Source organism: Micromonospora parva (assembly GCF_040649675.1).
Classification (GTDB): domain Bacteria; phylum Actinomycetota; class Actinomycetes; order Mycobacteriales; family Micromonosporaceae; genus Micromonospora; species Micromonospora parva.
In genome coordinates this window covers 1-23,867 of sequence record NZ_JBEZFX010000005.1, presented here as the reverse complement: position 1 = coordinate 23,867, position 23,867 = coordinate 1, and the positions used below count along the sequence as shown (strand labels likewise).

The window sequence follows — 23,867 nt, the reverse complement described above, 5'->3', positions numbered from 1 at the left end:
TAACTTCATGATCAACCCTGCTGAGGTGGGGGTTCGGCGCATGTTCTGCGGGTGACGGGATAGAAGGGCACATGACCACGGAAGCCTCCGACGCGCCGGTGCTGAACCGTCAGCAGATCCGGCTGCTCATGCTCGGCCTGATGACCGGCATGCTGCTGGCCGCACTCGACCAGACCATCGTCGGCACGGCACTGCCGACCATCGTGGGCGAGTTGGGCGGGATCAACCACTACTCCTGGGTGGTCACCGCGTACCTGCTCGCCTCGACCGCGTCGACGCCCCTGTACGGCAAGATGGCCGACCTGTACGGGCGTCGACCGGTCTTCCTCTTCTCGATCGGCACGTTCCTGGTCGGGTCGTTGCTGGCCGGGCTGTCGCAGAACATGACCCAGCTGATCGTCACCCGAGGGATCCAGGGTCTCGGCGCGGGTGGTCTGCTGACGCTGGCCTTCACCATCATCTCGGATGTGGTGTCACCCCGTGAGCGTGGCCGCTACCAGGGTCTGTTCGGCGCGGTCTTCGGGATCTCGTCGGTCGCCGGGCCGTTGGTGGGTGGTTACTTCGCGGAGACCGACTGGCGATGGATCTTCTACATCAACGTGCCGTTGGCGATCCTGGCCATCGTCGTCTGCTACCACGTGATGCGGTTGATCCCGTTCGAACGTCGGGACCACTCGATCGACTGGCTCGGCGCCGGTCTGCTGGTGGCCGGGGTGAGTTCCCTGCTGCTGGCGCTGAGCTGGGGTGGCAACGAGTACCCCTGGGGCTCTGGCGTGATCATCAGTCTCTTCGTTGTCGGTGCGGTGCTGGGGGTGCTCTTCGTCCTCCAGGAGGCCCGGGTGGCCGAGCCGATCCTGCCGCTGCGGTTGTTCCGCAGCGCCACCTTCGCGCTGGCCAACTCAGCCCTGCTCATCATCGGTCTGGTGATGTTCGGCTCGATCATCTTCATCCCGCTGTACCTGCAGATCGTCAAGGGCGCGTCGCCGACCCAGAGCGGTCTGCTGATGCTGCCGATGATGGCCGGCATCATCATCACCTCGATCCTGACCGGTCGCGCGATGACCCGGATCGGCCGGTACAAGTGGTTCCCGGTGGCCGGTTCGGTGACCCTCCTGGCCGGCATGTTCCTGTTCACCCAGCTGGCGGTGAACACCTCGCTCTGGGTCGCGTTCGGGTACATGGTGGTGATCGGCATCGGGTTGGGTCTGTGCATGCAGTCGCTGATCCTGGCGGTGCAGAACGCGGTCTCCGTACGCGACCTGGGGGCCGGCACCTCCTCGGCGACGTTCTTCCGGTCGCTGGGCGGTTCGTTCGGGGTGGCGATCCTCGGCACGGTGCTCTCGTCCCGGCTGACCGGCGGGCTCGCCGACCGGTTGCCCGGCGCGATCGCGCAGCTCCCGCCGCAGGAGCAGGCCGCCGTGGCGGCGAGTGGTGGCACCAACATCTCGATCAACGATCCGGCCACCATCCTGGCCCTGCCGGGGCCGGTCCGCGCGGCCATCCAGGGCGCCTTCGTCGACGCGCTGGACATGGTCTTCCTGACCGCCGGCGTGATCGCGATCGTGGCGGTGGTGGTCACCCTGACGCTGCCCAACACCCAGCTGCGGGGTGCCGGTCCGAAGGGTGCCACCGGTGGTGCCGACCCGCTCGGCGGCGAGGCCCCGGCCCCGGGTGGCAAGCCGCTGACCCGCGAGTCAAAGGAGGAGGCGGCCGCCGACATGGAGGCCAAGTCCCAGACGATGATCTGAGTGTCTCGCCGACGTCGACCGCCCGGACCACTCCGGGGCGGTCGGCGTCAGCGGGTCAGGCGGGACGGCGGTAGGCGCCGTACCACCAGGTCGCGGCCAACTCCCGGGCCGCTGCCGCGTCGGTCTCGGGGTCGGCCGAGGTGGTGCTGACGTGGTCGGCCAGGAAGCGGTCGCCGCCGATCACGATCAGTCGGCCCGCGGTCTCCGCGTCGACGCCGGCGGGGGTACGTCCGGCCTCCTGCTCGACGCGGAGCGCCTGCACGGTACGGGCCACGAACCGCTCCAGCCCCGCCGCCCAGTACTCGCGGACCACCTCGTCGTACGCGGCCACCTCGCTGACCGCTGCCAGGACCGGGGCGTACGTCCGGTAGATCCGGATCACGTCGGCGAAGACGTCGGTCAGGGTCGTGAGCGGGTCGCCCGGCCCGGCCGGACTCCACTCGCCGGTGCGGCCGAAGGAGGTTTCCCGCATGGTGCCGGCGAGACGCATGAGCAGTTCGGTCTTGTCGCGGAAGTGGGTGTAGAAGGTCGACCGCGCCACCCCCGCCTCGGCGGCGATCCGCTGTACCCCGAGATCGGTGAAGCGGATGCCCTCCCGCAGCAGGCGCTCGGTGGCCGCCAGCACCCGCGCCTCGACGGCGGCTCGTCCGTCGGGGTTGCGCGGGCGGCGGCGGGTGATCGAGGGCATAGCCGGAATCCTAGGTGGCCGGGGGCCGGATCGGCGACGTACGCTCGTTGCCGGACACAGTGTCCGACATAGTGACCAGGGAGGGCCTGACCTCGGCCTCCCACCCACCACGAGGAGCAACACACGTGAAGTACCGACTGCTGGGCGCCACCGGGGTGTACGTCTCGGAGATCTCGCTCGGCGCGATGACCTTCGGCGGCAGCGGGCACCCGCTCTGGGGCACCCTCGGTGGGCTGGCGCTGCCCGAGGTGCAGCGGCTGGTGGACACCGCGCTGGACGCCGGCGTCAACTTCGTCGACACCGCCGACGGCTACAGCGACGGCGAGAGCGAGGAACTGCTCGGCAAGGCGCTCGGCAAGCGGCGTCGCGACGTCGTGCTGGCGACGAAGGTGCACTCCCGCACCGGGCCCGGCCCGAACGACGTCGGCACCTCCCGGCTGCACATCATGCAGAACCTGGAGGACAGCCTGCGCCGGCTGGGCACCGATCACATCGACCTGTACCAGATCCACAACTTCGACCACATCACTCCGATGGAGGAGATGCTGCGCGCGCTCGACGACGCGGTCCGGCAGGGCAAGGTCCGCTACATCGGGGCCGCCAACTTCGCCGCCTGGCAGATCTCCAAGGCGCTGGGCATCTCCGCCCGGGAGAAGCTGGCCGGGTTCGTCTCGGTGCAGGAGTACTACTCGCTGCTGGGCCGGGACGTGGAGCGCGACGTGGTGCCGATGGCGCTCAACGAGGGAGTCGGGCTGACCGTCTGGAGCCCGCTCGCCGGTGGTTTCCTCTCCGGCAAGGTCAGCCGGGACGGGGCCGTCGCCGACAGCGGCGCGCGCAGCGCCCAGCCCGGTTACGCCAGCTTCACGCCGTTCGACCCGGAGCACGCCTTCGGGGTGGTCGACGTGCTCAAGGGCGTCGCCGAGCGGCACGAGGTCAGCCCGGCCCGGGTGGCGGTCGCCTGGCTGCTGTCCCGGCCCGCGGTGACGAGCGTGATCGTCGGAGCCCGCAAGCACGATCAGTTGGTGGACAACATCGCCGCCTCGGACCTCACCCTGACCGAGCAGGACCTCACCGAGCTGGACGAGGCCACCAAGCTGCCGGTCGCGTACCCGAACTGGATCCAGGAGGGGTACTTCGCCGGGGTTCGGCTGCCCCAGTGAGGCACGGCCCCGGAGTCGGCAGACTCCGGGGCCGACCTACTTGAGGATCAGTCGGTTCGTCTGCTCGAAGACGTCCAGGTCGGCCAGGGTCTCGATGACCGATGTGGAGAGCGGGGCGGGGAACCGGTCCCGGGCGAAGAAGCCCGCGTCGGTGGTCTCGTCGGTGACCCGGGCCAGTTGCCCGTCCCACTCCTCCACCTTGAACGCCGTCGTGAACACCTGGTACGTGTGGCCGTACATGTTGGTGCTCGTCCGGTCGGGGCCGGTGTAGAGGGCGAACGCGCAGACCCGCAGGGCCCGCAGTCCGGTCTCCTCACGGACCTCGCGGACCGCGCAGTCGGCTATCGACTCGCCCAGCTCCATCGCGCCGGCCGGCATGGCCCACTGGCCGTTGTCCGAGCGTTTGATCAGCAGAATGCGTCCGGCGTCGTCGTTCACCACGGCACGGGCGCCGACGAACATCAGCGTCCGGTCCCCGGCGAGTGCGCGCAACTGCCCCACGTATGAGTCGGCCCAGGAGATGCTCACCTGCGACAACTTACGGGGGTTCCCAACGTGTGACCCGCGACACTAGCTTGTTACCCATGCGTAGCACGATGATGGACGCCCCTCTGCAGGTCTCCCGGATCCTCGAGCACGGCGCAGGAGTGCACGGCACGGCCGAGGTGGTGACCTGGACCGGCGCCGAGCCCCGCCGGATGACGTACGCCGAGGTGGGGCGCACCGCCGCCCGGTTGGCGCACGCGCTGCGCGACGAGTGTGGGGTGACCGGTGACGAGCGGGTCGCCACCTTCATGTGGAACAACAACGAGCACCTGGTCGCCTACTTCGCGGTGCCGAGCATGGGCGCGGTGCTGCACACGCTCAACATCAGGCTCTTCCCCGACCAGGTCGTCTACATCGCCAATCACGCCGAGGACCGGGTGGTGCTCGTCGACAGCACGCTGCTCCCGCTGCTGGCCCGGGTGATCGGCGAGCTGACCACGGTGCGGCACGTCGTGGTGGTCGGCGGCGGTGACCCCGCGCCGCTGGTGGCGGCTGCCGGTGGCCGGATCACCGTGCACCACTGGGACGCGCTGCTCGCCGACCGGCCAGAGGTGTACGACTGGCCCGAGGTGGACGAGCGCGACGCCGCCGCGCTCTGCTACACCTCGGGTACCACCGGGAACCCGAAGGGTGTGGCCTACTCGCACCGGTCGATCTACCTGCACTCGTTGCAGGTGTGCATGCCGGAGGGTTTCGGTCTCGGGCCGACCGACCGCGAGTTGGCCATCGTGCCGATGTTCCACGCCATGTCCTGGGGTCTGCCGTACGCGGCCTTCCTCTCCGGCGCGTCGCTGATCATGCCGGACCGGTTCCTCCAGGCCGCGCCGATCGCCGAGATGATCGCCGCCGAGCGGCCCACCCTGGCCGGCGCGGTGCCGACCATCTGGACCGACCTGCTGGCCTACCTGGACACCCACGACGTGGACACCTCGTCGCTCGGTGAGGTGATCGTCGGCGGGTCGGCGTGCCCGCCGGCGTTGATGCACGCGTTCGGCGAGCGGCACGGGATCGAGGTCATCCACGCCTGGGGGATGACCGAGATGTCTCCGCTGGGGTCGGTCTCGCGTCCGCCCGCCGGTGTGACAGGTGAGCAGGCGTGGCGTTACCGCTACACCCAGGGGCGGGTGCCGGCGGGCGTGCAGGCGCGGATCGTCGGCCCGTCGGGTGAGCCGATGCCCGCCGACGGCACGGCGGTGGGCGAGTTGGAGGTCCGTGGGCCGTGGGTGACCGCCCGGTACGTCGGTGACGACGCCCCGGAGGAGGAGAAGTTCCGCGACGGTTGGCTGCGAACCGGCGACGTCGGCACCCTCTCGCCGGACGGGTACATCACGCTGACCGACCGCGCCAAGGACGTGATCAAGTCCGGTGGTGAGTGGATTTCGTCGGTGGAGCTGGAGAACGCGCTGATGGCCCACCCGGCGGTGTTGGAGGCGTGCGTCGTGGGTGTCCCGGACGAGCGATGGGACGAGCGGCCACTGGCCACCGTGGTGGTCCGGGAGGGCGCGTCGGTGACCGCGGAGGAGCTGCGGGACTTCCTGGCCACGTCGGTGGCGCGCTGGCAGTTGCCCGAGCGCTGGGCGTTCATCGACACCGTGCCGAAGACGAGCGTGGGCAAGTTCGACAAGAAGGTCGTCCGTTCGCGGTACGCCGGGGGTGAGCTGACTGTCCGGGAGCTGACAGCCCCGTAACGTTTTGCCAGGCACTGTCGCCTGTTGGGGCGGGAGTACTCCTGCAACAACCCTCCCCAGGGGCGGCCCCGGCGTTCGCACCGCGCCGGGGCCGCCCGCTCCACGCGGGGTGACCCGCACCATCATTGTTGCGAAAGTTATTCGCTTCTGTCCTGCTGACGGGGAAATCGGGCGATCGGCGACCCGATCAGGCGTCGCTGGTGGTGATGAGCACCTTGCCCACCGTCGAGTCCTCCACCGCCTGGTGCGCCGCTGCCGCCTCGGCCAGGGGGTAGTAGTGCAACGGCAGCCCGGCGTCCGCACCCACCCGGATGCCGCCCTGGCTGGCCGCCGCCGCCACGTCCTTCACGCCCAGCGCCTTGGCCGCCTTCGGCTCCGTGTAGACAAGCACGAACTGCCAACGGGCGTTCGGCGCCATCATCGCCCGGATCGGGATGCTGACCTCGCCCCCACCGTCGTCGGCGTACATGCAGACCGCGCCGCCGTGCCGCAGCACCTGCGCGTCGATCGGGGCGTTACGGGCGGGAGAGACCTCCACGATCGTGTGGACCCCGTCGGGGGCGATCTTGTGGACCTCCTCGACCACGTCCTGCTCCCGATAATTGATCACAAAGGAGGCACCGGCCGACGCGGCGAGCTGCGCCTTCTCCGCGCTGCTCACAGTGGCGATCACCGTGGCGTCGGACCACCGGGCGAGCTGGATCGCGGCGTTGCCGACCGCTCCCGCGCCGCCCTGCACCAGCACCGTGTGATCCGCCAACGCGCCGGCCCGCAACGTGTCCGGCATGAACTCCCCAGCGGTCAGACAGCGGTGCGCGGTGAGGAACGGAATGCCCAGGGCGGCGCCCAGCTCGAACGGGGCGTCGCCGAGGCGTACCGCCTGCCGGACCGGCACCAGCGTGTACTCCGCCGCCGTACCCCACTGTCGCTGCCAGGCCGCTTCCCAGATCCACACCCGCTCACCGATCAGGTCGGGATCGACCCCCGCGCCGACCGCCTCGACCACCCCGGCGCCGTCCTGCCCGGGAATCTGCCACCCGTCCGGCGGTGAACTGCGGCGGGACTTCCAGTCGGTCGGGTTCACCCCGGAGACCGCCACCCGCACCAGGACCTCGCCCGCACCCGGTTCCGGCACCGGCCGGTCGACCAGAGAAAGCACCGACGGGTCGCCGGTGCGCTCGTACACGATGGCCTTCATCCGTGGTCTCTACCCCGCTCGGCCCCGGTCAACCCAGCTCGTCCACCAGCTCCGGGGTCAGCGCACCGATCGCGTCGAGCGTCACCACCGCCAGCCCCGCGGCGTCCGGATCGAGCGGGTACGAGCCGTGCGGCACCGCCACCACCCGCATCCCCGCCGCCGCTGCCGAACGCACCCCGTTGGACGAGTCCTCCACCGCCACGCAGCGGGTCGGGTCGACGCCCAGGCGCTGCGCCACGCTCAGGTACACGTCCGGCGCGGGCTTGCCCCGCTCGGTCTGCTCGGTGGAGAGGGTCGCGCCGAACGCGTCGGTCAGGCCGGTCGCCGCCAGCGCCGCCTCGATCAACCGGGTCGGCGACGAACTCGCCAGCCCGAGCGGCCACCGCGCGGCCAGCCGGCGGACGACCTGGTCGGCACCGTCGATGAGGGGTACGTGCTCGCGGTAGCGGCGGGTCATCTCCTCGACCACCTCGACGGCGACCTGCTCGGCGGTACGCCCGACGCCCAGCTCCCCGCTGAGGTAGTGGGCCCACTCGCCGGTGCTCATCCCCATCAGTCGGCGTTGGGTGTCCGGCTGCCACGTTCCGCCGTGCGCCGCCACGTACGCCCGGCGGACCTCCTCCCACACCGGCTCGGAATCCACGATCACGCCGTCCAGGTCGAAGACCACCGCATCCGTCACGGGCCCATCCTGCCCGACCGGCGGGTGCCCGTCAGCCGGGCAGCGCCGGCAGCCCGACCGGGCTGCCCTCCGGGACCAGGGTGTGGCAGGAGCGGGCGATCGGCTCCAGCAACTCCCGGAGCCGGTTCGTGTCGTCCGGGGCGAACGCCCGCCACGGGTGCGCGGCGGCCCGGTCGGTGGCGTCCTCGACGGCCTGGAGCCCGGCCCGGGCATCGTCGGTGGCAGCGCCGTCACCGGTCAGCCAGCCCTGCTCGGTGAGCCGCTCACGGGCGGCCTGCCACTGCTCCTCGGACCAGCCCCGGCCCAGCAGGTACTGCGGCGGTGAGCCGTCCAGCGCCACCCGCGCGGTCAGGGTCTCCACCGGGTCCAGCCCGGCGGCGACCAGCGCCGCCACGTGCCCGTCACCACGGTGCTCGCGCAGGGTCGTGGCGGCCTGCCACAGCCGGGCCAGCGGGTACTCGCCGGCCGGGAGCGCCGCGTTGGCCGCGCCGAGCACCCGGCCTGCGGTCTGCGCCGCCGACGCCGCCCGCTCCAACAGGTCGGCCGCCTCCACCAGATGCGACTCCGGCAGCTCGTAGGTCAGCTCGGCGAGCGCCTGCACCGCGCCGGTCAGGCGGGCCCGCAACGCCTCCTGCGGGGTGGCCAACCGCCACACCGCGGGCAGCGCGCGGGCCACCATCGGCGGTGCGAAGGTGAAGAAGGCGGCAGTCACCGGGGCCGCCTCGGTGGCGCCCAGTGGCGCGGCCCGGCCGGCGAAGTAACCGCGCCAGTAACCGCGCAGCCCCACCGCCTCGTACGCGGCACGGGCCCGGGGGTGGAGGTAGGTGACAGCGTGCACCGGCTCGAAGTACGCCCACATCGACCGGGCGGTCCGCCCAGGCTCGTCCAGCGCCGTCACATGCACCTCCGCGTCCGGTTCCAGCTGGGGCACCCCGGACGGCGAACCGCCCGGGGTGACGCCGAACCTACTGCCGCTGGGTGACGGGCCGGAAGCCCCATGTGAACAACCCCATCGCGTCCCGGCGACAACCGGGACGATCCGGGCAGGTCACTGGGCGGCGAGCACATCCACCACGAAGCGCAGCGGACCGGTCGGACGTCCACCGGCGGCGGCCTCGTCGTTGCCGTACGCCAGCTCGCCCGGAATGTCGAGCTGCACCCGGCTGCCCACCGTCACCCCGACCAGGCCCTGGTCCCAGCCCGGGATCACCTGGCCGACGCCGATCGGGAAGGTGGCCGGCTGGCCGGCCTTCCAGGAGGAGTCGAACTCCTTGCCGTCCTTGTAGAACACCCCCACGTAGTTGGTGGTGATGTTCTGGCCCTTCTGCACTGCCGGCCCGGTGCCCTTGATCAGCGGCGTGACGACGAGCTTCTTGAGCTCACCGGTGCCCGGCGTCACCGTCGGCTTGCTGCCCAGCGCGGGATCGGCGCCCTCGGGCAGCTGCGGCGCGGGAGGTGCGCCGGCCTCGTCGGCGGCCGGGGCGGAGGCGGACGGGGTGGAGTCGGCCGAGTTCTTGGGCTTGTCGTCGCCACCGCCGATCGTCACGAAGACGCCGATCAGCACCCCGACCACGGCGACGGCGGCGAGGCCGCTGGCCCACGCGTTGCGCTTCCGCCTCGCGTCGGCGGCCTTCTTCGCCGCCAACTGGGCGGCCAGGCGGCGCCCCGACTTGGTGGCCGGGCTCTGGTCCTGGCCCGCCGACCGGTTCTGCTGCGTCCGCTCGCTCACGTCGTCGACTCCCTGCTGCGAAGTGTGGCCGGCACACCCGGTGCCGGGGGGAAAGCCGACGCACACGGTACCCGCACCGCGGCCTACCGTGCCCGCCGCGGACGCCCCGGATCGCCCAGCGCGACAGTTCCGGGGCGTTCTCGGGCGGCTATTCCGGGACGACCATGAAGTCGGTCACGAACGAGGTGACCCGGCCATCGGCGGCCCGACCGATCCAGGTGCCGTAGCAGCCGTCACCCCAACCGCTCGCCACGGTGACCACGTTCGCACCGCTGACCTCGTCCACCACGGCACTGATCAGCCCCGGGACCGGGGACGAGGGCAGCTCGGCGGGGATGAAGACCTCCTCGACCCGATCGGAGTCCCAACCCTCCAGGACGGCGAGCGCGCTCGGGTCGGCGAAGGTGCCGACGCCGGCGTCCACCCCGTACCCGAAGTAGTCGTCGGCACCGAGCGTGGCGACGTCCTGGTCACCCGCGACGGCCGGCTCCCAGCGGACCGTCGGCTCGGCGGAGACGACCAGCTCCAGCGCGGCAACCCGTCGGTCCACCTCGGCGTCCTCCCGGAGCACCACCGCCACCCAGGCGCGGGCGGGATACCGCCCCGGGGGCACGGTCACCGTGAACGGCTCCGCCTCCGGGCAGACCAGCGGGTCACACCCGACCACGCGGCCGGTCGGCAACACGATGTCGCCCACCGGCTGGACCTCGATCAGGTATCCGCCGTGCTCGTCGGTGAAGCGGGCGCCGGGCGTCAACAACCGGTCCAGATCAGGGGTGTACGGCATGGGGGCTCCTCCGGTCGCCAGCGGCCGGCGGAGCGTACCCGGCCCGACGGACACCGCCGTCGGGGCCGTACGGTCAGGCGCTCTTGCGGGGTGCGGTCTTGCGCGCGGCGGTCTTCTTCGCCGGCTCCGCCTTCTTCGCGGCGGTCTTCTTCGCGGCCGTCTTCTTCGCCGGCTCGGCCGCCTTCTTCTCGGCCGTCTTCTTCGCCGCGGTCTTCTTCGCGGGCGCCTTGGCCGCCTTCTTCTCCGCTGCCTTCTGCGCGGACCGGGCCGACGAGATGGGCGTCGGCTCGCCAGCACCGCCACCCGCGCGGGCGGGCTGCTCGCCGCGAGCCGCCTTGGCGCGCTCCACCGACGCCTTCAACGCGGCCATCAGGTCCACCGCCGCGGCCGGGGCCTCCTCGACCTCCTCCGGCTGAACGACCTCGCGACCCTCCACCTTGGCGTCGATGACCTCCTGCAACGCGGCCCGGTAGTCGTCGGTGAAGACGTCCGGCTCGAACTCGCCGGTCATCGAGTCGATCAGGGAGCTGGCCATGGCCAGCTCCGGCGGGCGCACCTTCAGGTCCTCGTCGAGGAAACCGAAGTCCGGGGTACGGATCTCGTCGGGCCAGAGCATGGTGTTGAGCAGCAGCACACCCTCGCGGACCCGCAGCGTGGCCAGCTGTTCCCGCTGGCGCAGCGCCACCTTGACGATGGCCACCCGCTCCGAGTCGATCAGCGCGTCGCGCAGCAGCACGTACGGCTTGGTGGCCGCGCCCTCCGGCTCCAGGAAGTACGCCTTGTTGTAGAGGATCGGGTCGACCTGTTCGGCCGGGACGAACTCCAGCACGTCGATGGCGCGGGAGCTGGTCAGCGGCAGGTCGGCGAAGTCCTCGTCGGTGAGGATCACCATCTCGCCGCCGCCGATGTCGTAGCCCTTGGCGATGTCGTCGTAGGTGACCTCCTCGCCGCAGACCGAGCAGGTGCGCTTGTAGCGGATGCGACCGCCGTCCTCGCGGTGCACCTGGTGGAACCGAATGTCCTTCTCCTCGGTGGCGGAGTAGAGCTTCACCCCGATCGAGACGAGCCCGAACGACACGGCTCCCTTCCAGATGGCACGCATCCTGCGCTCCCTTCCCCGGTATCGACCATGCTCGCATCCGAAAGAACCGGACGCGAGGTGTTCGGCCTGCTACTACAGTCGGGTCGTGCCCGGCGCGCCGCTCAAGCCGATGCTCGCGATGACCGGGCCGCTCCCGGCGGGTGACGGCTGGGCGTACGAGTTCAAGTGGGACGGCGTCCGCGCGCTCGCCGACATCTCCGGCGGCGACCAGCACCTGTATGCCCGCTCCGGCGTGGAGATCACCGCCGCGTACCCGGAGCTGGCCACCCTGCCCGAGCAGGTCGACGACGCCCTGCTCGACGGCGAGGTGGTGCTGCTCGGGCAGGGTGGGCAGCCGTCGTTCACCGCGCTGGCCGAGCGGATGCACGTCCGGGACCGGAACAAGGCGGCCCGGTTGGCAGCGGTCATGCCGGTGACCTACATGATCTTCGACCTGCTGCGGCTGAACGGCGACGACCTGACCGGTTGGCCGTACGAGCGCCGCCGGGAGGCGCTGGACGCGCTCGCCCTCGGCGGCCCCCGGTGGGCGGTGCCGCCGATGTTCGCCGACGGGCCGGCCACCTACGAGGCGGCCGGTGAGCACGGCCTGGAGGGGGTGATGGCCAAGCGCGTCGGTGCCGTCTACCGCCCGGGGGTGCGCTCGCCGGACTGGGTGAAGGTCAAGCTGGAGGTGACCGGCGACTTCGTCATCGGCGGTTGGCGACCGGGCGCCCGTCGGATCGGTGGGCTGCTGGTGGGGGTGCCCGGCCCGGACGGCCGGCTGATCTACCGGGGCCGTGTCGGTGGTGGGATCGGCGCCGCCATCGAGCGGCAGCTCCTCGCCGAGCTGGAGCCGCTGCGCTCCGGCGTGTCACCGTTCGCCGCGGGTGTGCCGCGCGAGGATGCCCGGGGCGCCATCTGGGTAGAACCCCGGGTGGTGGTGGAGGTGAAGTACGGCCAGCGCACCCCCGACGGCCGGCTGCGCTTCCCCCGGGTGCTGCGGTTGCGCCCGGACAAGCCTCCGGAGGAGGTCGACGATGCCGGCTGAGCGGCTACGGGTGGACGTCGAGGGCCGCTCGCTGGAGCTGTCCAATCTGGACAAGGTGCTCTACCCGGCGGCCGGGTTCACCAAGGGTGAGGTGATCGACTACTACACCCGGATCTCCCCGGTGCTGCTGCCGCACCTGCGGGACCGACCGGTCACCCGGATCCGCTTCCCCAACGGGGTGGACGACAAGTCGTTCTTCGAGAAGAACACACCGGCCGCGACCCCGGACTGGGTGCGGGTGGAAAACCTGCCCGCCCCCGGGTCGACGAAGGGCCGGGAAACCATCGACTACGTGGTCGCCGACGACCTGCCCACCCTGGTCTGGCTGGCGAACCTGGCCGCGTTGGAGCTGCACACGCCGCAGTGGAAGGTCGGCGAGCACCCGGACATGATGGTCGTGGACCTGGACCCGGGGCCGCCGGCCGGGCTCGCCGAGTGTTGCCCGGTGGCGGTCCTGATGCGCGACCGGCTCGCCGACGACGGGATCGAGTCGTACCCGAAGACCTCCGGCAAGAAGGGCATGCAGCTCTGCTGCCCGATCGCCGGCACGCAGTCGTCGGACCTCGTCTCCGACTACGCCCGCCGGATCGCCCAGGAGTTGGAGAAGGCCCACCCGAAGCTGATCGTGTCGAAGATGGCGAAGAACCTCCGGCCGGGCAAGGTCTTCATCGACTGGAGCCAGAACAACGCGGCGAAGACCACTGTGGCGCCGTACTCGCTGCGGGCCCAGTCGGTGCCGTCGGTGTCGACGCCGCTGACCTGGGACGAGGTGGAGGCCGGCGCCCGCGGTCGGAAGCCGGCCGTCCGCCAGTTCACCGCCGCCGAGGTCCTGGACCGGGTCGAGGAGTACGACGACCTGCTCGCTCCACTGCTCGACGGCGGCCCGGAACTCCCGGTAAAGGGCTGAACCTGGCTGGGCCGGTCGGCGGTCACCGCCGGTCACCTCCGTCGGGTCGGATGTGGCAGTGAGCGGTATGCCTCAGAAACATCAATATGACTCTGAGGCATACCGCTCAACAGCACATCGACCTGGCGGGCCGGGTCGCGCACGGCCCGTGCCGGATCAGCGGTGTCCGAAGACCTTCCGGCTGGAGCCGAGGCGCAGCAGCACGGTCTCGCCGGTGGCGTCCTGGACGGCGTCGTTGTCGGTGATCGCGTACACCTCGCCGTTGCCGGCGACCGTCAGACCCTCCAGCTTCTCCTGGGTCCAGCCGTTGGTGGCGCGCAGCGCGGGCAGCACGTCGACGGCGAGGGTCTTCGGCAGCACTGTCAGCGGGCCGGTGGCAGCCGCACCGGGCAGCGGCACCGTGTAGACCCGCTTGACGGTCGCGGCCGGGCCGTTCAGCTTGTCCCGCTCGATGACCGCGAGCCGGTCACCGACCACGGTGATCTCGGAGAGGCCCATCCAGTCGCCGGGCACGCTGGTGGCCCCCACCTGGTAGCCGAACCAACTCCAGGTGCCCGCCGCGACGTCGTACCGCCCAAGTCGGACGACGCCGGCCGGATCGGTGCTCAGCTCCCGCTGCACGGCCACCCAGACGATCTCCCGACCCTGCCGGTCGGTGGTCGCGGTGACCCCCTCCAGGCCCTGCTTGCCGAGGCCGGTGGCGACCTCGGCGGGCAGCGCGACGGTCTGCCGGGTGACCCCGGCGGCGTCGAGCCGGACCAGCTTGTTCTCCGCGCCGGTGGCACCCTCCACGGCGAGCCAGAAGCCACCCTGCGGGCGGGCGAAGACGCCCTCCGCGTCGTAGCCGACCGGCGCGCCGGCAGCGTCCCGCACCGGCAGCGCACCGGTGATCACGGCCGGCGTCCGCTTCGCGTCGATGGTGAGGATGCGGGTCTGGCTGTACGCGGCGTCGGTGACGCTGTAGAGCTGGTCCCGCTTGCCCGGGACCGCGCTCAGCGCGCCGAGCGCGCCCCAACCGATCGGGGCGCCCGCCCGGTCGGTGCCGGAGACGATGCTCGGGAAGGCCGGGGTGCCAGTGCCGAGCCGGAACAGCGACACCGAGGCCCGGACGTTGACCGAGGCGTCGTCCTCCTCGCTGGAGACCGCGAGCAGCCCGCGCGACGGGATGGGCAGCAGCCCCTCCGGCCCGTTGGTGGTCGGCAGCACCTGCCGGAACACCGGCCGGGTGGGGTCGCTCAGGTCGTAGACGGCGACGAAGTTGCTCCGCTCCGAGCCGACGAACGCGTACCGCACGCCGTCGTACTCGGCGACCGCCACGCCCTCCGGCTCGGTGCCCTTCTTGCCGGCCCGGTCCTCGTTGTGCAGGCCGTAGGTGACGGCGAGCCGCTCGAAGGAGTTTCCGGCGTCCCAGGCGACCCGTCCGCTGCGGCTGTCGAAGACCGACCAGCCCCGGGTGCCGCCGCGCCAGTCACCCTCGTTGGCCGTGGCGAGATAGCGGTCGTCGATCCAGGCCACCGCGTCCGGCTCGCGCGGCACGTCGGTGATGCTGCCGGTCAGGTCGATGACACCGTCCTTCCTGGTGTCGATGCCGCTGATCGTGGCGGTGCCGGCGCTGAACACTCTGGTGATCCGCCCGGTGGGCAGATCGACCACCGCGACGCCGTTGTTCTCCTGCAGCGTCACTGCCAACTGGTTACGGCTGTTGATCGAGACGTACTCCGGCTCGGGGTCGGTCGGCGCGGCGAGACCGGCCCGCACCAGCGCGGGCAGCGCACTGCCGTCGGCCCCGGTCAGCGCTACCGGCCGCAGCCGCCAACCGGCCGGGGACTTCCCGGTCAGGTCGACGATCTGCACGAAACCGGCGGGTGCCTGGGGCAGGTCGCCCTCCTCTCCGCCGGGCGGGGTGGCCTCCTCGTCGCGCTCGTTCTCGATGGCGATCGCGGCGTACCGCTTGTCAGCGCTGATTGCGATCGAGTCGGGCTGACCGCCGAGGTCGAAGCTGGCCACCCGCTGCCGGCTGGCCAGCTCGATCACGTCGAGCCGGCCGGACGGCGCGGTGTAGCTGGCGCTGGTGTTCACCACCACCAGCACGTACCTGCCGACCACGGCGACCGAGGTCGGCTCGTCCTCGGCGTCGCCGAGCTGGGCCAGGGAGAGCGTGCCGAGGCCGCGCGGCCGGTCGGTGCGGGAGATGTCCAGGAAGCCGATGCGCCGGGCCAGCGCGTCGGTGTGGATCAGAGTGCGACCGTCCTCGCTGACCGCCGAGATCTCGGCGACCGTCGCTGTCGTCGGATCCTCACCGGCCGGGCGGTTCTGGAAGACCGGGTACGTGGCGACCCGGTCGAAGGCGAGCGACCTGGCTGGGTGGTGGTGCCCGCCGGCCGACGCGGGGGTGGCCCCGGCCAGGCTGGCGGCGGCGACACCGGCTGCGGTGAGCGCGGTGAATGCTCTTCTGAGAGTCAAGGACTTCCTCCGTTAGGTCGTACCCGCACGGAGGCTGACAGCTGTTGGGGAGCATCAGCTTGCGCCGACGTGAACAGTCGGCGAAGCACGGCGCAGTCGCCACCAGGCGCCGCCGATTAGGGCCACGGTGATGACGGAGACCGCGATGTCGCCGGCCAGGGCCGCCGTCGGGTTCCCCGGGGAGTACGGCGGCACCAGGTAGGCGAACGCGGCGGCGCTGACCACGCTGGCCGTGCCGGCCGCGAGCACGTGCCGCTGCCTCCAGTGCACGCCCGACGACCAGTAGGCGATGGCGGCCCCCATGATGGCGGCGAGCCCCAGCGCGATGGTCACCCCCGCCCAGCCCGGCGCGAGGTCGGCGCCGAGCCGGACGAGGACGACCAGCAGGCCCAGCCACAGCGGGTGCGGCAGCCGGCGGGTCCGGCGCGGAGCGGGGCGACGCCAGCGGGGCAGCACTGCCGTCGCGACCAGGGCGAGCACGACCACTGCGGCGAGGGTCAGTTGGAGGGGGCTGGCCAGGAAGTTCTTCCGGCCCCCGTCGGACGCGAAGATCAGCAGACTGCCGAGCAGGTACAGCACGGCGACCACGGCCAGCCCGGGTCGGCCGAGCCACGGCCGGAGCCGGCGGCCCGGTCCGAGGAACGACTCGACGAGCACGATCGGCGCGCAGATGGTCAGCACGATGTGGTTGCCCACATAGTCGAAGGCCTGCCGGAGGCTGAATTCGAGTCCCGGCACCAGCGACGCCTCGGCCGCGGCACGGGTGTCGGCGTACTGGGTGTCGTCGAGGTAGTGCGGGTTGAACAGTGACTGGTCGACCAGGCCGGCCTGGAGTACGCCGAACGCGGCGGCGAGCAGCACGATCGTCGGCCAACCCGCGCCGAGGTGCCGGGCGGTCTCCCGGATCAGGATCGCCGCCCCGCCGTACATCGGGCCGAGGAATATCAGCACCGGCAGGAAGTCGTCGATGGCGAAGCCACCCCACGAACACTCGGCCGCCCACGGCGCGAGCAGCAGCAACGCGATCACCGGTAGGAGCCGTCGGCGCAGCGGAAGACGTGCGGCGGCGACGGCACGGGCGTTGGTGGGGCGGTCTGCGGTGGCTGGGCGGTCTGCGGTGGCTGGGAGGTTGGCGGTGGCTGGGCGGTCGGTGGGCTGGGGTTCGGGCGGCACGGGCGCTCCTCGGGCAGCGCTTTCGGGTTCACCTCGTACGGTGCCCGGGCCTCCCGGCCGGCCGCTACGGCCATCGGCCGACGACAGCCGCGACCAAAGTCGTTGAGTAGGGTGACTTCGTCGTCGTCACCGGGGAGCGTGGACATGCAGCCAACCGTCACGGCCGATCTGTCGCTGCGGCCCGCCGATGTCGAACGTCCCCTGCTCAGCTACCGCGACGAGGCGACCGGCGAGCGGGTCGACCTGACCGCACAGCAGGTCGGCTCGTGGGCGGCGCGCAGCGCCAGCCTGCTGCGGGACGGCTGTGGACTTGGCCCCGGCAGCCGCGTAGCGGTCCTGCTGCCGCCGCACTGGCGTACCGCCGCGGTGTTGTTGGGCGCGTGGGCCTCGGGCCTGGCGGTGTCGTTCCGGCCGCGCGCCACGGCGGGCCTGCCGGTGCTCGAACCGGGCGGTGACCGGCCGTTCGACGCGGTCTTCGTGACCCCGCAGCGGCAGGACGACTGGCTGGAGGACGTGCCGGACGCCCCGCACCGCTACCTCGTCGGCACCGGGGCGGGTCGGCTGACCGACGTGCCGTTGGGCTGGCTGGACTGGTCCGCCGAGGTGCTCCGCCACTCGGACGTCACACCCGACCACACCGCCATCCGCCCGTCGGACCCGGCCAGCGCGGACGGCACCACCTACGGCCAGTGGGGGGCGCTCGCCCGGGAGGTCGCCGCGATGATGGACCTGCGGGCCGGCGACCGGCTGCTGGTCGACGCGGTCGAGACCGAGCAGCCGCTGAAGTGGTTGCTCGCGCCGCTGTCGGCCGGCGCGTCCGTGGTGATCAGCGCCAATCTCGACCCGGCGCGGCGGGACGCGGTCGTCGCCGCCGAGCAGGTGACCCGGGTCCTCTGAACCCCGCCGGAGCGCCCCAAACAGCGCTGACCGGTCCGGTTCCGTTACATCGTCATCTGCCCTGCTCAGAGGGGCTTTTGTCGATGTCGTCGGCGTGTTCTCATACCGAACAGCGACGCCATCGACCCGGCACCGCCTCCCTCACGAAAGGTGCACCGATGCGCAGAAGATCGACCTTCCGACTCGCGGTCCTCACCGCCACCGCCGCGACGGTCCTGGCTTCCGGCGGCGCCTCCGGGGCGCTCGCCACGGCCGCGCCCGCGACCGCCTCCCCGGGCGTCGCCGCCTGCGAGCCGGGTGCCGACGCGCACGGCGCGGCCCGGGTCGCCAAGGGCGCCACCGTCCAGGAGCCGGCGCTGTACGCCAAGAACGAGGCCAACGCCTACGGCGTGATCAAGGACGCGCCGCGCCTGCCCAACGGCAGCGTGACCATCCCGACGGTCTTCCACATGATCTCCGACCATCCGCTCACCGCAGCCGAGACGACCAGGTGGAACACCCTGATCGCCGCGCAGATGACGGTCCTCAACGACTCGTTCGCGGGCCGCACGGCCGGCGACGCCGCCAACACCCCGTTCCGGTTCTCGCTCGTCGACACCACGTGGACGGTGAACAGTGCCTGGTACACGGTCGTGCCCGGCAAGAACGAGCGGGACATGAAGAAGGCGCTGTACACCGGCGACTCCGAGACCCTGAACGTGTACGCGGCCAACATCGGCGGCGGGCTGCTCGGCTGGGCGTACTTCCCGAAGGGCTACAACAACGGGCGCGACTACATCGACGGCGTGGTGATGCTCGACGAGTCGATGCCGGGTGGCACGGCCGGCAAGTACGCCCTGGGTGACACGCTGACGCACGAGGTCGGGCACTGGCTGATGCTGGAGCACACCTTCGCGCACGGCTGCTCCGCGTCCGGCGACTTCGTCGCGGACACCCCACGCGAGGCGGCGCCGCAGTTCGACTGCCCGGTGGGTGCGGACTCCTGCACCGCCCCCGGGCTTGACCCGATCCACAACTTCATGGACTACACCGAGGACTCCTGCATGAACATGTTCACGCCGGGTCAGGCCGACCGGATGAGCGACGCCTGGGTGGCGTTCCGGGCCGGCGGCGCCGGATAGCCCACTGGAGGTCCGGGCCGGTGGGTCGCTCTGCGGCGACCCGCCGGCCCGTCTGCTTCACCCGTCCGGCGGAGCCCTGCCAATCCCTCGATCCGCACGTTGCCGACCCCCGACGTCGTGACCGGTCAGCCCGGACGGGTCGGCCCGACGATCCGGGCGCGGGTCAGTTGGCGAACAGCGCCTCTGCGTCCTGGCCCGTACGCCTCGATCCCGGGCTTGCAATTGAGCCCGAGCTCCTTCTCGACGCCGACCTCGATCCAGAACCTCTGGCAGCCGTAAGTGTTCTGCGAGCGCTGGTGGTAGCCCGCGCAGCTCCCCTCGTACCGCTGGAAGACATCCTTGAGTGCCCGGCCGGGGATGTGCACGTCCAGATGGCCCCCACCGGCGAGGAACGGGTCCGGGTTCATGCCATGGATCTGCACCGGCACGCCAGCCGACAGGGGTCTGGCACACCACCACGGGAGGCGATGCCCAGCGATCGACCTATTTCGGGTGGTTGCGAGGTATTTGGGGCTAAAACTACGTTTGCCTACATCGGGTAGGCCCGCCGATATTGTGACTCCTGCGCGTCCTGGGAAGGGCTCGAGATGTGCCGACCCGTTCCGGTGGAGGGGACATGAGGGAAAACACGGAACGTAAGCCGCTGGTGAGTCCCCGGCACATCAAGGCCGCATCGGGTTTGAGCTCCGTGCTGATCGTGGCCGGCATGACCACAGGCGTCACCCCCGCTCAGGCGGCCGAGGTGGTCCACAAGGCCCGCGCCGAGCGCAGCTACCAGGGCACGCCCGGGCCGCTCGGACAGGCGCAGGCGTGGCAGCCCGGCGCAACCCTCGTGCGGGACGGCGGCCCCGACGGATGGTCCGGTCCGCAGGGTTGGCAGTGGCAGGACCAGGAGCCGGGTCGACGCCACCATGACGGCGGCAAGGTGGGTCCGCAGGGGCCGCAAGGTCCGCAGGGCGAACGCGGGGGACGTGGTCCACGAGGCCCACGTGGCTTCCAGGGTGCTACCGGCGCGCAGGGTTTCCAAGGTGAGCAGGGTGAGCAGGGTGAGCGGGGTGAGCGGGGTCCGCAGGGTTCGCCGGGTCCCCAAGGGCCGCAGGGTTTCCAGGGCCCCCAGGGTCCGCAGGGTGTGACCGGTTCGCCGGGTCCGCAGGGCTCGCAAGGTTCCCAGGGTGCGCAGGGCGAGGCCGGTCCGCAGGGCGAGGCCGGGCCGCAGGGTTCGCAGGGTGAGGCTGGCCCGCAGGGCGCGCAGGGCCCGCAGGGTTTCCAGGGCGAGGCCGGGCCGCAGGGTGCGCAGGGCGACGCCGGCCCGCAGGGCGCGCAGGGCGAGGTTGGCCCGCAGGGCGCGCAGGGTGCGCAGGGTGCGCAGGGTTTCCAGGGTTCGCAGGGCGACGCCGGGCCGCAGGGTTCGCAGGGCGAGGCTGGTCCGCAGGGTTCGCAGGGCGAGGCTGGCCCGCAGGGTGCGCAGGGTTTCCAGGGCCCGCAGGGCGAGGTCGGGCCGCAGGGTGCGCAGGGTTCGCAGGGCGAGGTCGGTGCGCAGGGTGCGCAGGGTTTCCAGGGCGAGGTCGGTCCGCAAGGTGCGCAGGGCCCGCAGGGTTTCCAGGGTGCGCAGGGCGAGACCGGGCCGCAGGGCGCTCAGGGCGCTCAGGGCGCTCAGGGTGTCCTGGCAGGCGTTCATGTCGAATCTTCTGATGTGCCTGGGACCGGCTTTCAAACCGTCAGCTGCCCCACCGGTGAAGTGGCGACGGGCGGCGGCTACACCACCAACGGGACCGTGAACGTGGACAGCCCGCTCGTAGTAGGAGGTACGCCGGTCGGATGGCAGGCCAACTTCCTCGGAACGGAACCCGGCCTCGTCTATGTCATCTGCGCGCCCGCCACATCGTGATCAGCGAAGCACCCACAATGATCGGCAGGAACGAGGAAGACAGTGAGAATGCGACAGGTGTTCGGCACACTTGCCTGCGGCTCTGTGCTGCTGGGCGGGGCGGGTGCGTGCAGTGACGACAAGACACCCGTGGCGAAGGAATCCGGCGGGACCGTCGCACCAGGGGCCGGGCAGGAGGACCCGGGGGTCCTGCTCCAGCAGGGTATCGAGCAGGGTCAGGCCGGCAAGTCCGACGAGGCGAAGGCAACCTTCGAGAAGGTGGTCGCGCTTCAGGGAGACAACAAGTTCGCCTGGTTCAACCTCGGCTACCTCGCCCAGTCGCGTAACGCGACCGGCGAAGCGATGGCGGACTACGACAAGGCACTGCAGATCGACGACTCCTACCGGCCGGCCCTTTACAACAAGGCAATGCTGTTGGAGGAGGCGAAGCCGGACGAGGCGGTCGCGCTGTATCGCAAGATCGTCGGTGCCGATGAGGGCGCTTCCACGGCGTACCTGCGATTGGGGTTGATGCTCGTCAAGCAGCACGACCGGACGGGCGCCCAGGAGGCGTTCGCGTCGGCGATCGGTGCGGATCCGAAGCTTGCGTCGGCCGTCCCCGAGGACTTCCGCCCGCAGAAGACAAGGAGGTGATCGTGTGGTGAAGGCACCACACGTCACGGTTTTCACAGGTAGCAACCGAACCCGCTTCCTGGACGATTGTCTGCAGTCCCTGCTGGCGCAGACGTACGCGGACTGGGAGTGGGTGGTCATTCTCAACCAGGGCACCCGGTGGCGCCCCGAGGCGAACGATCCACGGATCCGCCTCCTGGTGCGGGACGGGCTGTCCGGTGTCGGTGCGGTGAAGCGACAGGCCTGCGCCGAGGCGTACGGGGACATCCTCGTCGAACTCGACGACGACGACCTGCTCAGCAGCGACTGCCTGGGGGAGATCGTGGCCGCCTTCGACGCGAACCCCGGGGCGGGCTTCGTCTACAGCGACACGGCTCAGATCAGCGAGGACGGCGGCCGGGACGACTCGCGGTTCGCCGCCGCGCACGGGTGGCGCTACCGCGACGAGCGGGTCGACGGGCGTGCGGTGTTGGCCTGCCACTCGCTGGAGCCGACGCCGCACAACGTCAGCTACATCTGGTACGCCCCGAACCACGTCCGGGCGTTCCGACGGGATCTGTACGAGAAGGTGGGCGGCTACAACGAGGAACTCGACGTGGCCGATGACCTCGACCTGATGTGCCGGCTGTACCAGGCGGCCGAGTTTCACCAGATCCCCAAGTGCCTTTACCTGCAACGGATGCACGCCAGGAACACCCAGCGCGACCCTGAGGTCAACGCGCGCATCCAGCGGCGGTCCGTGGAGATCTACGACCGTAACATCCAGTTCAACACGTTGGCCTGGGCGAAACGGCGGGACCTGCTGGCCCTGGATATGGGAGCGGCACACAACAAGCCGGAGGGGTTCCTCGGGCTGGATCGCCGTGCCGGGGACGGCGTGGACATCGTCTGCGACGTCACGAAGGGGATCGACCTGCCGGACAACAGCGTCGGGGTGATCCGGGCGGTCGACTTCCTGGAGCACATCCCGGACAAGATGGGGATGTTCAACGAGTTGTACCGGGTCCTCGCCCCGAACGGGTTGCTGCTGTCCCTGACGCCCAGTTCGGACGGACGGGGCGCGTACCAGGATCCGACGCACGTCGCGTTCTACAACGAGAACTCGTTCTGGTATTTCACCAACGACCAGTACGCACGTTTCGTGCCGGAGATCCGCTGCCGATTCCAGGTGTCTCGCCTGGGCACGTACTTCCCGAGCGATTTCCACCAGGCGCACAACATCCCGTACGTCGTCGCGAACCTGATCGCGGTGAAGGACGAGACCCGCAACGGAGGTCCGTTGACGATCTGAGCCGACGGCCGTAACGCGGGTCTGCGCCCGCCGGCTAGGTGTACTGCCCAGGGAGAGGCTGAGTACGACCGCGAGCCCGTAGGCGAGGGGTGCCAGCATGGTCTGCTCCGATTACGCGTCGCCTCACCCGTCCGGTGGAGCCGAGCCGTTCCGCCATCTCTCACGTTTTGCCTGCTCGTACGCTGCGCCGAAGGCAGTTGGCACTCTCACAGCCGGCGGAGGGCAGTGGTGGCGTCGAGGCGTACACATCGGACAGTGCTGTCGGCGATCGCCGGTGGGCTGTTCGCGCTGGGCGTCGTCGCGCCCGGCCCGGCTGCGGCACCCGGCCCGGCGGCGGCGCCACTGCCCCGCGCGGCCCAGGCTGACGGCCCTTCCGTCCCCGACCCGCGCGAGCCGCGCCCACCGCTGCTTCCCGCGGACTTCCAGGGCACCGGCCGGTACATCGTGCGGGACCTCGGCATCGACGTGCCGTTCTCGTGGCAGGGCCGCGACGGCAACAGCCAGATGATCGCCGGCGGGCCGGACCACCCGATCTGGTTCACGAACCTGATCTACGAGAACACCCTCTACACGCTCACCTACAAGTGGCCGAACATCCCACTGTTCCCGCCGCGCGAATGCAGCAAGGTCCCGGGGTTCTTCAACCGGCAGATCTTCAACGACAAGCTGAAGAGCGCCCGCTACGTGGGGCCGGAGATTTTGCAGGGTGCCAAGGACCGGCACGTCGACCACTGGCGGGTCGGCGTCGTCGGCGGGTCCACAGTGCCGGGGGAGTTCTTCCGGTTCCCGCTCGCGCTCGGCGACATCTACGTCGACCAGCGCGACCCGAGCCGCTGGTGGCAGGTGTTGCAGTTCGGCCTGCAGAACCTCTTCGACCCGGAACTGGACGAGTGGTTCACCATGGACACCTTCGACCACCGCCCCGGCCAGGTGACCCTCCCCGACCGCTGCCCACCCCCCACGCACTGACCCCCCCCGGCCCAGACCCCGACCGACCGCGGTGAACCCGACCGACCGCGGTGAACCCGGCCGACCGCGGTGAACCCGGCCGACCGCGGTGATCAAGAAGTTTTGGGGGCCGGAGGGGTGGCCCGGGGGGGACACCTATAGTATGGTATATGAACACGCTGTACTACACGTACAGTGGGGGTTTTGGGGGT

22 protein-coding genes are annotated in these 23,867 nt (G+C 70.9%); 10 read left to right on the top strand and 12 right to left on the bottom strand.

Features of this window, described 5'->3' with window-relative positions:
* Nucleotides 1–71: 71 nt before the first annotated feature.
* Nucleotides 72–1,748: an MDR family MFS transporter gene (locus tag AB0C03_RS13880; RefSeq protein WP_357636892.1), complete on the top strand. Its 1,677-nt coding sequence runs from the start codon at nt 72–74 to the stop codon at nt 1,746–1,748.
* A 55-nt stretch (nt 1,749–1,803) separates the two neighbouring features.
* Here AB0C03_RS13880 and AB0C03_RS13875 read toward each other — a convergent pair whose 3' ends face one another.
* On the bottom strand, nt 1,804–2,436 hold the full coding sequence (locus AB0C03_RS13875) for a TetR/AcrR family transcriptional regulator (RefSeq protein ID WP_357636889.1): 633 nt from the start codon (nt 2,434–2,436) through the stop codon (nt 1,804–1,806).
* Between the two features lie 125 nt (nt 2,437–2,561).
* On the opposite strand from AB0C03_RS13875, the gene AB0C03_RS13870 reads away from it, so the two are divergent.
* Entirely contained in the window at nt 2,562–3,596 is a 1,035-nt protein-coding gene (locus AB0C03_RS13870; protein ID WP_030334280.1) for an aldo/keto reductase, read from the top strand.
* Between the two features lie 36 nt (nt 3,597–3,632).
* On the opposite strand, the gene AB0C03_RS13865 is transcribed toward AB0C03_RS13870, so the two are convergent.
* The gene (locus AB0C03_RS13865) at nt 3,633–4,124 is read right to left on the bottom strand and encodes an NUDIX domain-containing protein (protein WP_030334282.1); all 492 of its coding nucleotides are present in this window, start codon (nt 4,122–4,124) and stop codon (nt 3,633–3,635) included.
* A 71-nt stretch (nt 4,125–4,195) separates the two neighbouring features.
* On the opposite strand from AB0C03_RS13865, the gene AB0C03_RS13860 reads away from it, so the two are divergent.
* Nucleotides 4,196–5,830 carry a fatty acid--CoA ligase gene (locus tag AB0C03_RS13860; RefSeq protein WP_209444583.1) on the top strand — a complete coding sequence of 545 codons (1,635 nt, stop codon included), beginning with the start codon at nt 4,196–4,198 and terminating at the stop codon, nt 5,828–5,830.
* A gap of 187 nt (nt 5,831–6,017) precedes the next feature.
* Here AB0C03_RS13860 and AB0C03_RS13855 read toward each other — a convergent pair whose 3' ends face one another.
* The 6 genes from AB0C03_RS13855 to ku form a co-directional block, all read right to left on the bottom strand.
* Nucleotides 6,018–7,028 (bottom strand): NADPH:quinone reductase, encoded by a 1,011-nt coding sequence (locus AB0C03_RS13855; protein ID WP_030334287.1) that lies wholly within the window; start codon nt 7,026–7,028, stop codon nt 6,018–6,020.
* A 28-nt stretch (nt 7,029–7,056) separates the two neighbouring features.
* Nucleotides 7,057–7,710, bottom strand: a complete 654-nt coding sequence (locus tag AB0C03_RS13850; RefSeq protein WP_030334289.1) for an HAD family hydrolase — start codon at nt 7,708–7,710, stop codon at nt 7,057–7,059.
* A 31-nt stretch (nt 7,711–7,741) separates the two neighbouring features.
* The gene (locus AB0C03_RS13845; protein ID WP_030334291.1) at nt 7,742–8,569 is read right to left on the bottom strand and encodes an SCO6745 family protein; all 828 of its coding nucleotides are present in this window, start codon (nt 8,567–8,569) and stop codon (nt 7,742–7,744) included.
* Nucleotides 8,570–8,758: 189 nt separating this feature from the next.
* Nucleotides 8,759–9,439 carry an FKBP-type peptidyl-prolyl cis-trans isomerase gene (locus AB0C03_RS13840; protein ID WP_030334292.1) on the bottom strand — a complete coding sequence of 227 codons (681 nt, stop codon included), beginning with the start codon at nt 9,437–9,439 and terminating at the stop codon, nt 8,759–8,761.
* A 148-nt stretch (nt 9,440–9,587) separates the two neighbouring features.
* Nucleotides 9,588–10,226, bottom strand: a complete 639-nt coding sequence (locus AB0C03_RS13835; RefSeq protein WP_030334294.1) for a DUF4241 domain-containing protein — start codon at nt 10,224–10,226, stop codon at nt 9,588–9,590.
* 73 nt (nt 10,227–10,299) lie between these two features.
* Nucleotides 10,300–11,328, bottom strand: a complete 1,029-nt coding sequence (gene ku, locus AB0C03_RS13830; RefSeq protein WP_030334296.1) for a non-homologous end joining protein Ku — start codon at nt 11,326–11,328, stop codon at nt 10,300–10,302.
* Nucleotides 11,329–11,413: 85 nt separating this feature from the next.
* Here ku and ligD (AB0C03_RS13825) point away from each other — a divergent pair, with 85 nt between their 5' ends.
* A complete protein-coding gene (ligD, locus tag AB0C03_RS13825; protein ID WP_210862853.1) occupies nt 11,414–12,355 on the top strand; it encodes a non-homologous end-joining DNA ligase in 942 nt (313 codons plus the stop codon).
* Complete coding sequence (gene ligD / locus AB0C03_RS13820; RefSeq protein WP_030334300.1) at nt 12,345–13,262, top strand: non-homologous end-joining DNA ligase; 918 nt, start codon at nt 12,345–12,347, stop codon at nt 13,260–13,262. Before ligD (AB0C03_RS13825) ends, ligD (AB0C03_RS13820) begins: the two co-directional genes overlap by 11 nt.
* Nucleotides 13,263–13,418: 156 nt before the next feature.
* Here ligD (AB0C03_RS13820) and AB0C03_RS13815 read toward each other — a convergent pair whose 3' ends face one another.
* Both AB0C03_RS13815 and AB0C03_RS13810 read right to left on the bottom strand, forming a co-directional pair.
* Nucleotides 13,419–15,725, bottom strand: coding sequence for an esterase-like activity of phytase family protein (locus tag AB0C03_RS13815; protein ID WP_357636880.1), 2,307 nt, complete (start codon nt 15,723–15,725; stop codon nt 13,419–13,421).
* A gap of 54 nt (nt 15,726–15,779) precedes the next feature.
* Nucleotides 15,780–16,898: a hypothetical protein gene (locus tag AB0C03_RS13810; protein WP_357636877.1), complete on the bottom strand. Its 1,119-nt coding sequence runs from the start codon at nt 16,896–16,898 to the stop codon at nt 15,780–15,782.
* A 144-nt stretch (nt 16,899–17,042) separates the two neighbouring features.
* Here AB0C03_RS13810 and AB0C03_RS13805 point away from each other — a divergent pair, with 144 nt between their 5' ends.
* A complete protein-coding gene (locus AB0C03_RS13805) occupies nt 17,043–17,795 on the top strand; it encodes a TIGR03089 family protein (RefSeq protein WP_357636875.1) in 753 nt (250 codons plus the stop codon).
* A gap of 158 nt (nt 17,796–17,953) precedes the next feature.
* Nucleotides 17,954–18,916, top strand: coding sequence for a zinc metalloprotease (locus AB0C03_RS13800; RefSeq protein WP_210864974.1), 963 nt, complete (start codon nt 17,954–17,956; stop codon nt 18,914–18,916).
* Nucleotides 18,917–19,041: 125 nt separating this feature from the next.
* Here AB0C03_RS13800 and AB0C03_RS13795 read toward each other — a convergent pair whose 3' ends face one another.
* On the bottom strand, nt 19,042–19,323 hold the full coding sequence (locus AB0C03_RS13795; protein WP_357636871.1) for a hypothetical protein: 282 nt from the start codon (nt 19,321–19,323) through the stop codon (nt 19,042–19,044).
* Between the two features lie 122 nt (nt 19,324–19,445).
* Nucleotides 19,446–20,594, bottom strand: coding sequence for a hypothetical protein (locus AB0C03_RS13790; protein WP_357636868.1), 1,149 nt, complete (start codon nt 20,592–20,594; stop codon nt 19,446–19,448).
* A gap of 258 nt (nt 20,595–20,852) precedes the next feature.
* Here AB0C03_RS13790 and AB0C03_RS13785 point away from each other — a divergent pair, with 258 nt between their 5' ends.
* The 3 genes from AB0C03_RS13785 to AB0C03_RS13775 all read left to right on the top strand — a co-directional run bounded on the left by AB0C03_RS13785 (nt 20,853) and on the right by AB0C03_RS13775 (nt 23,676).
* Nucleotides 20,853–21,437, top strand: a complete 585-nt coding sequence (locus AB0C03_RS13785; RefSeq protein WP_081883922.1) for a tetratricopeptide repeat protein — start codon at nt 20,853–20,855, stop codon at nt 21,435–21,437.
* A gap of 7 nt (nt 21,438–21,444) precedes the next feature.
* Nucleotides 21,445–22,707, top strand: coding sequence for a glycosyltransferase (locus tag AB0C03_RS13780; RefSeq protein ID WP_357636864.1), 1,263 nt, complete (start codon nt 21,445–21,447; stop codon nt 22,705–22,707).
* Between the two features lie 255 nt (nt 22,708–22,962).
* The gene (locus AB0C03_RS13775) at nt 22,963–23,676 is read left to right on the top strand and encodes a hypothetical protein (RefSeq protein WP_357636861.1); all 714 of its coding nucleotides are present in this window, start codon (nt 22,963–22,965) and stop codon (nt 23,674–23,676) included.
* Nucleotides 23,677–23,867 lie beyond the last annotated feature (191 nt).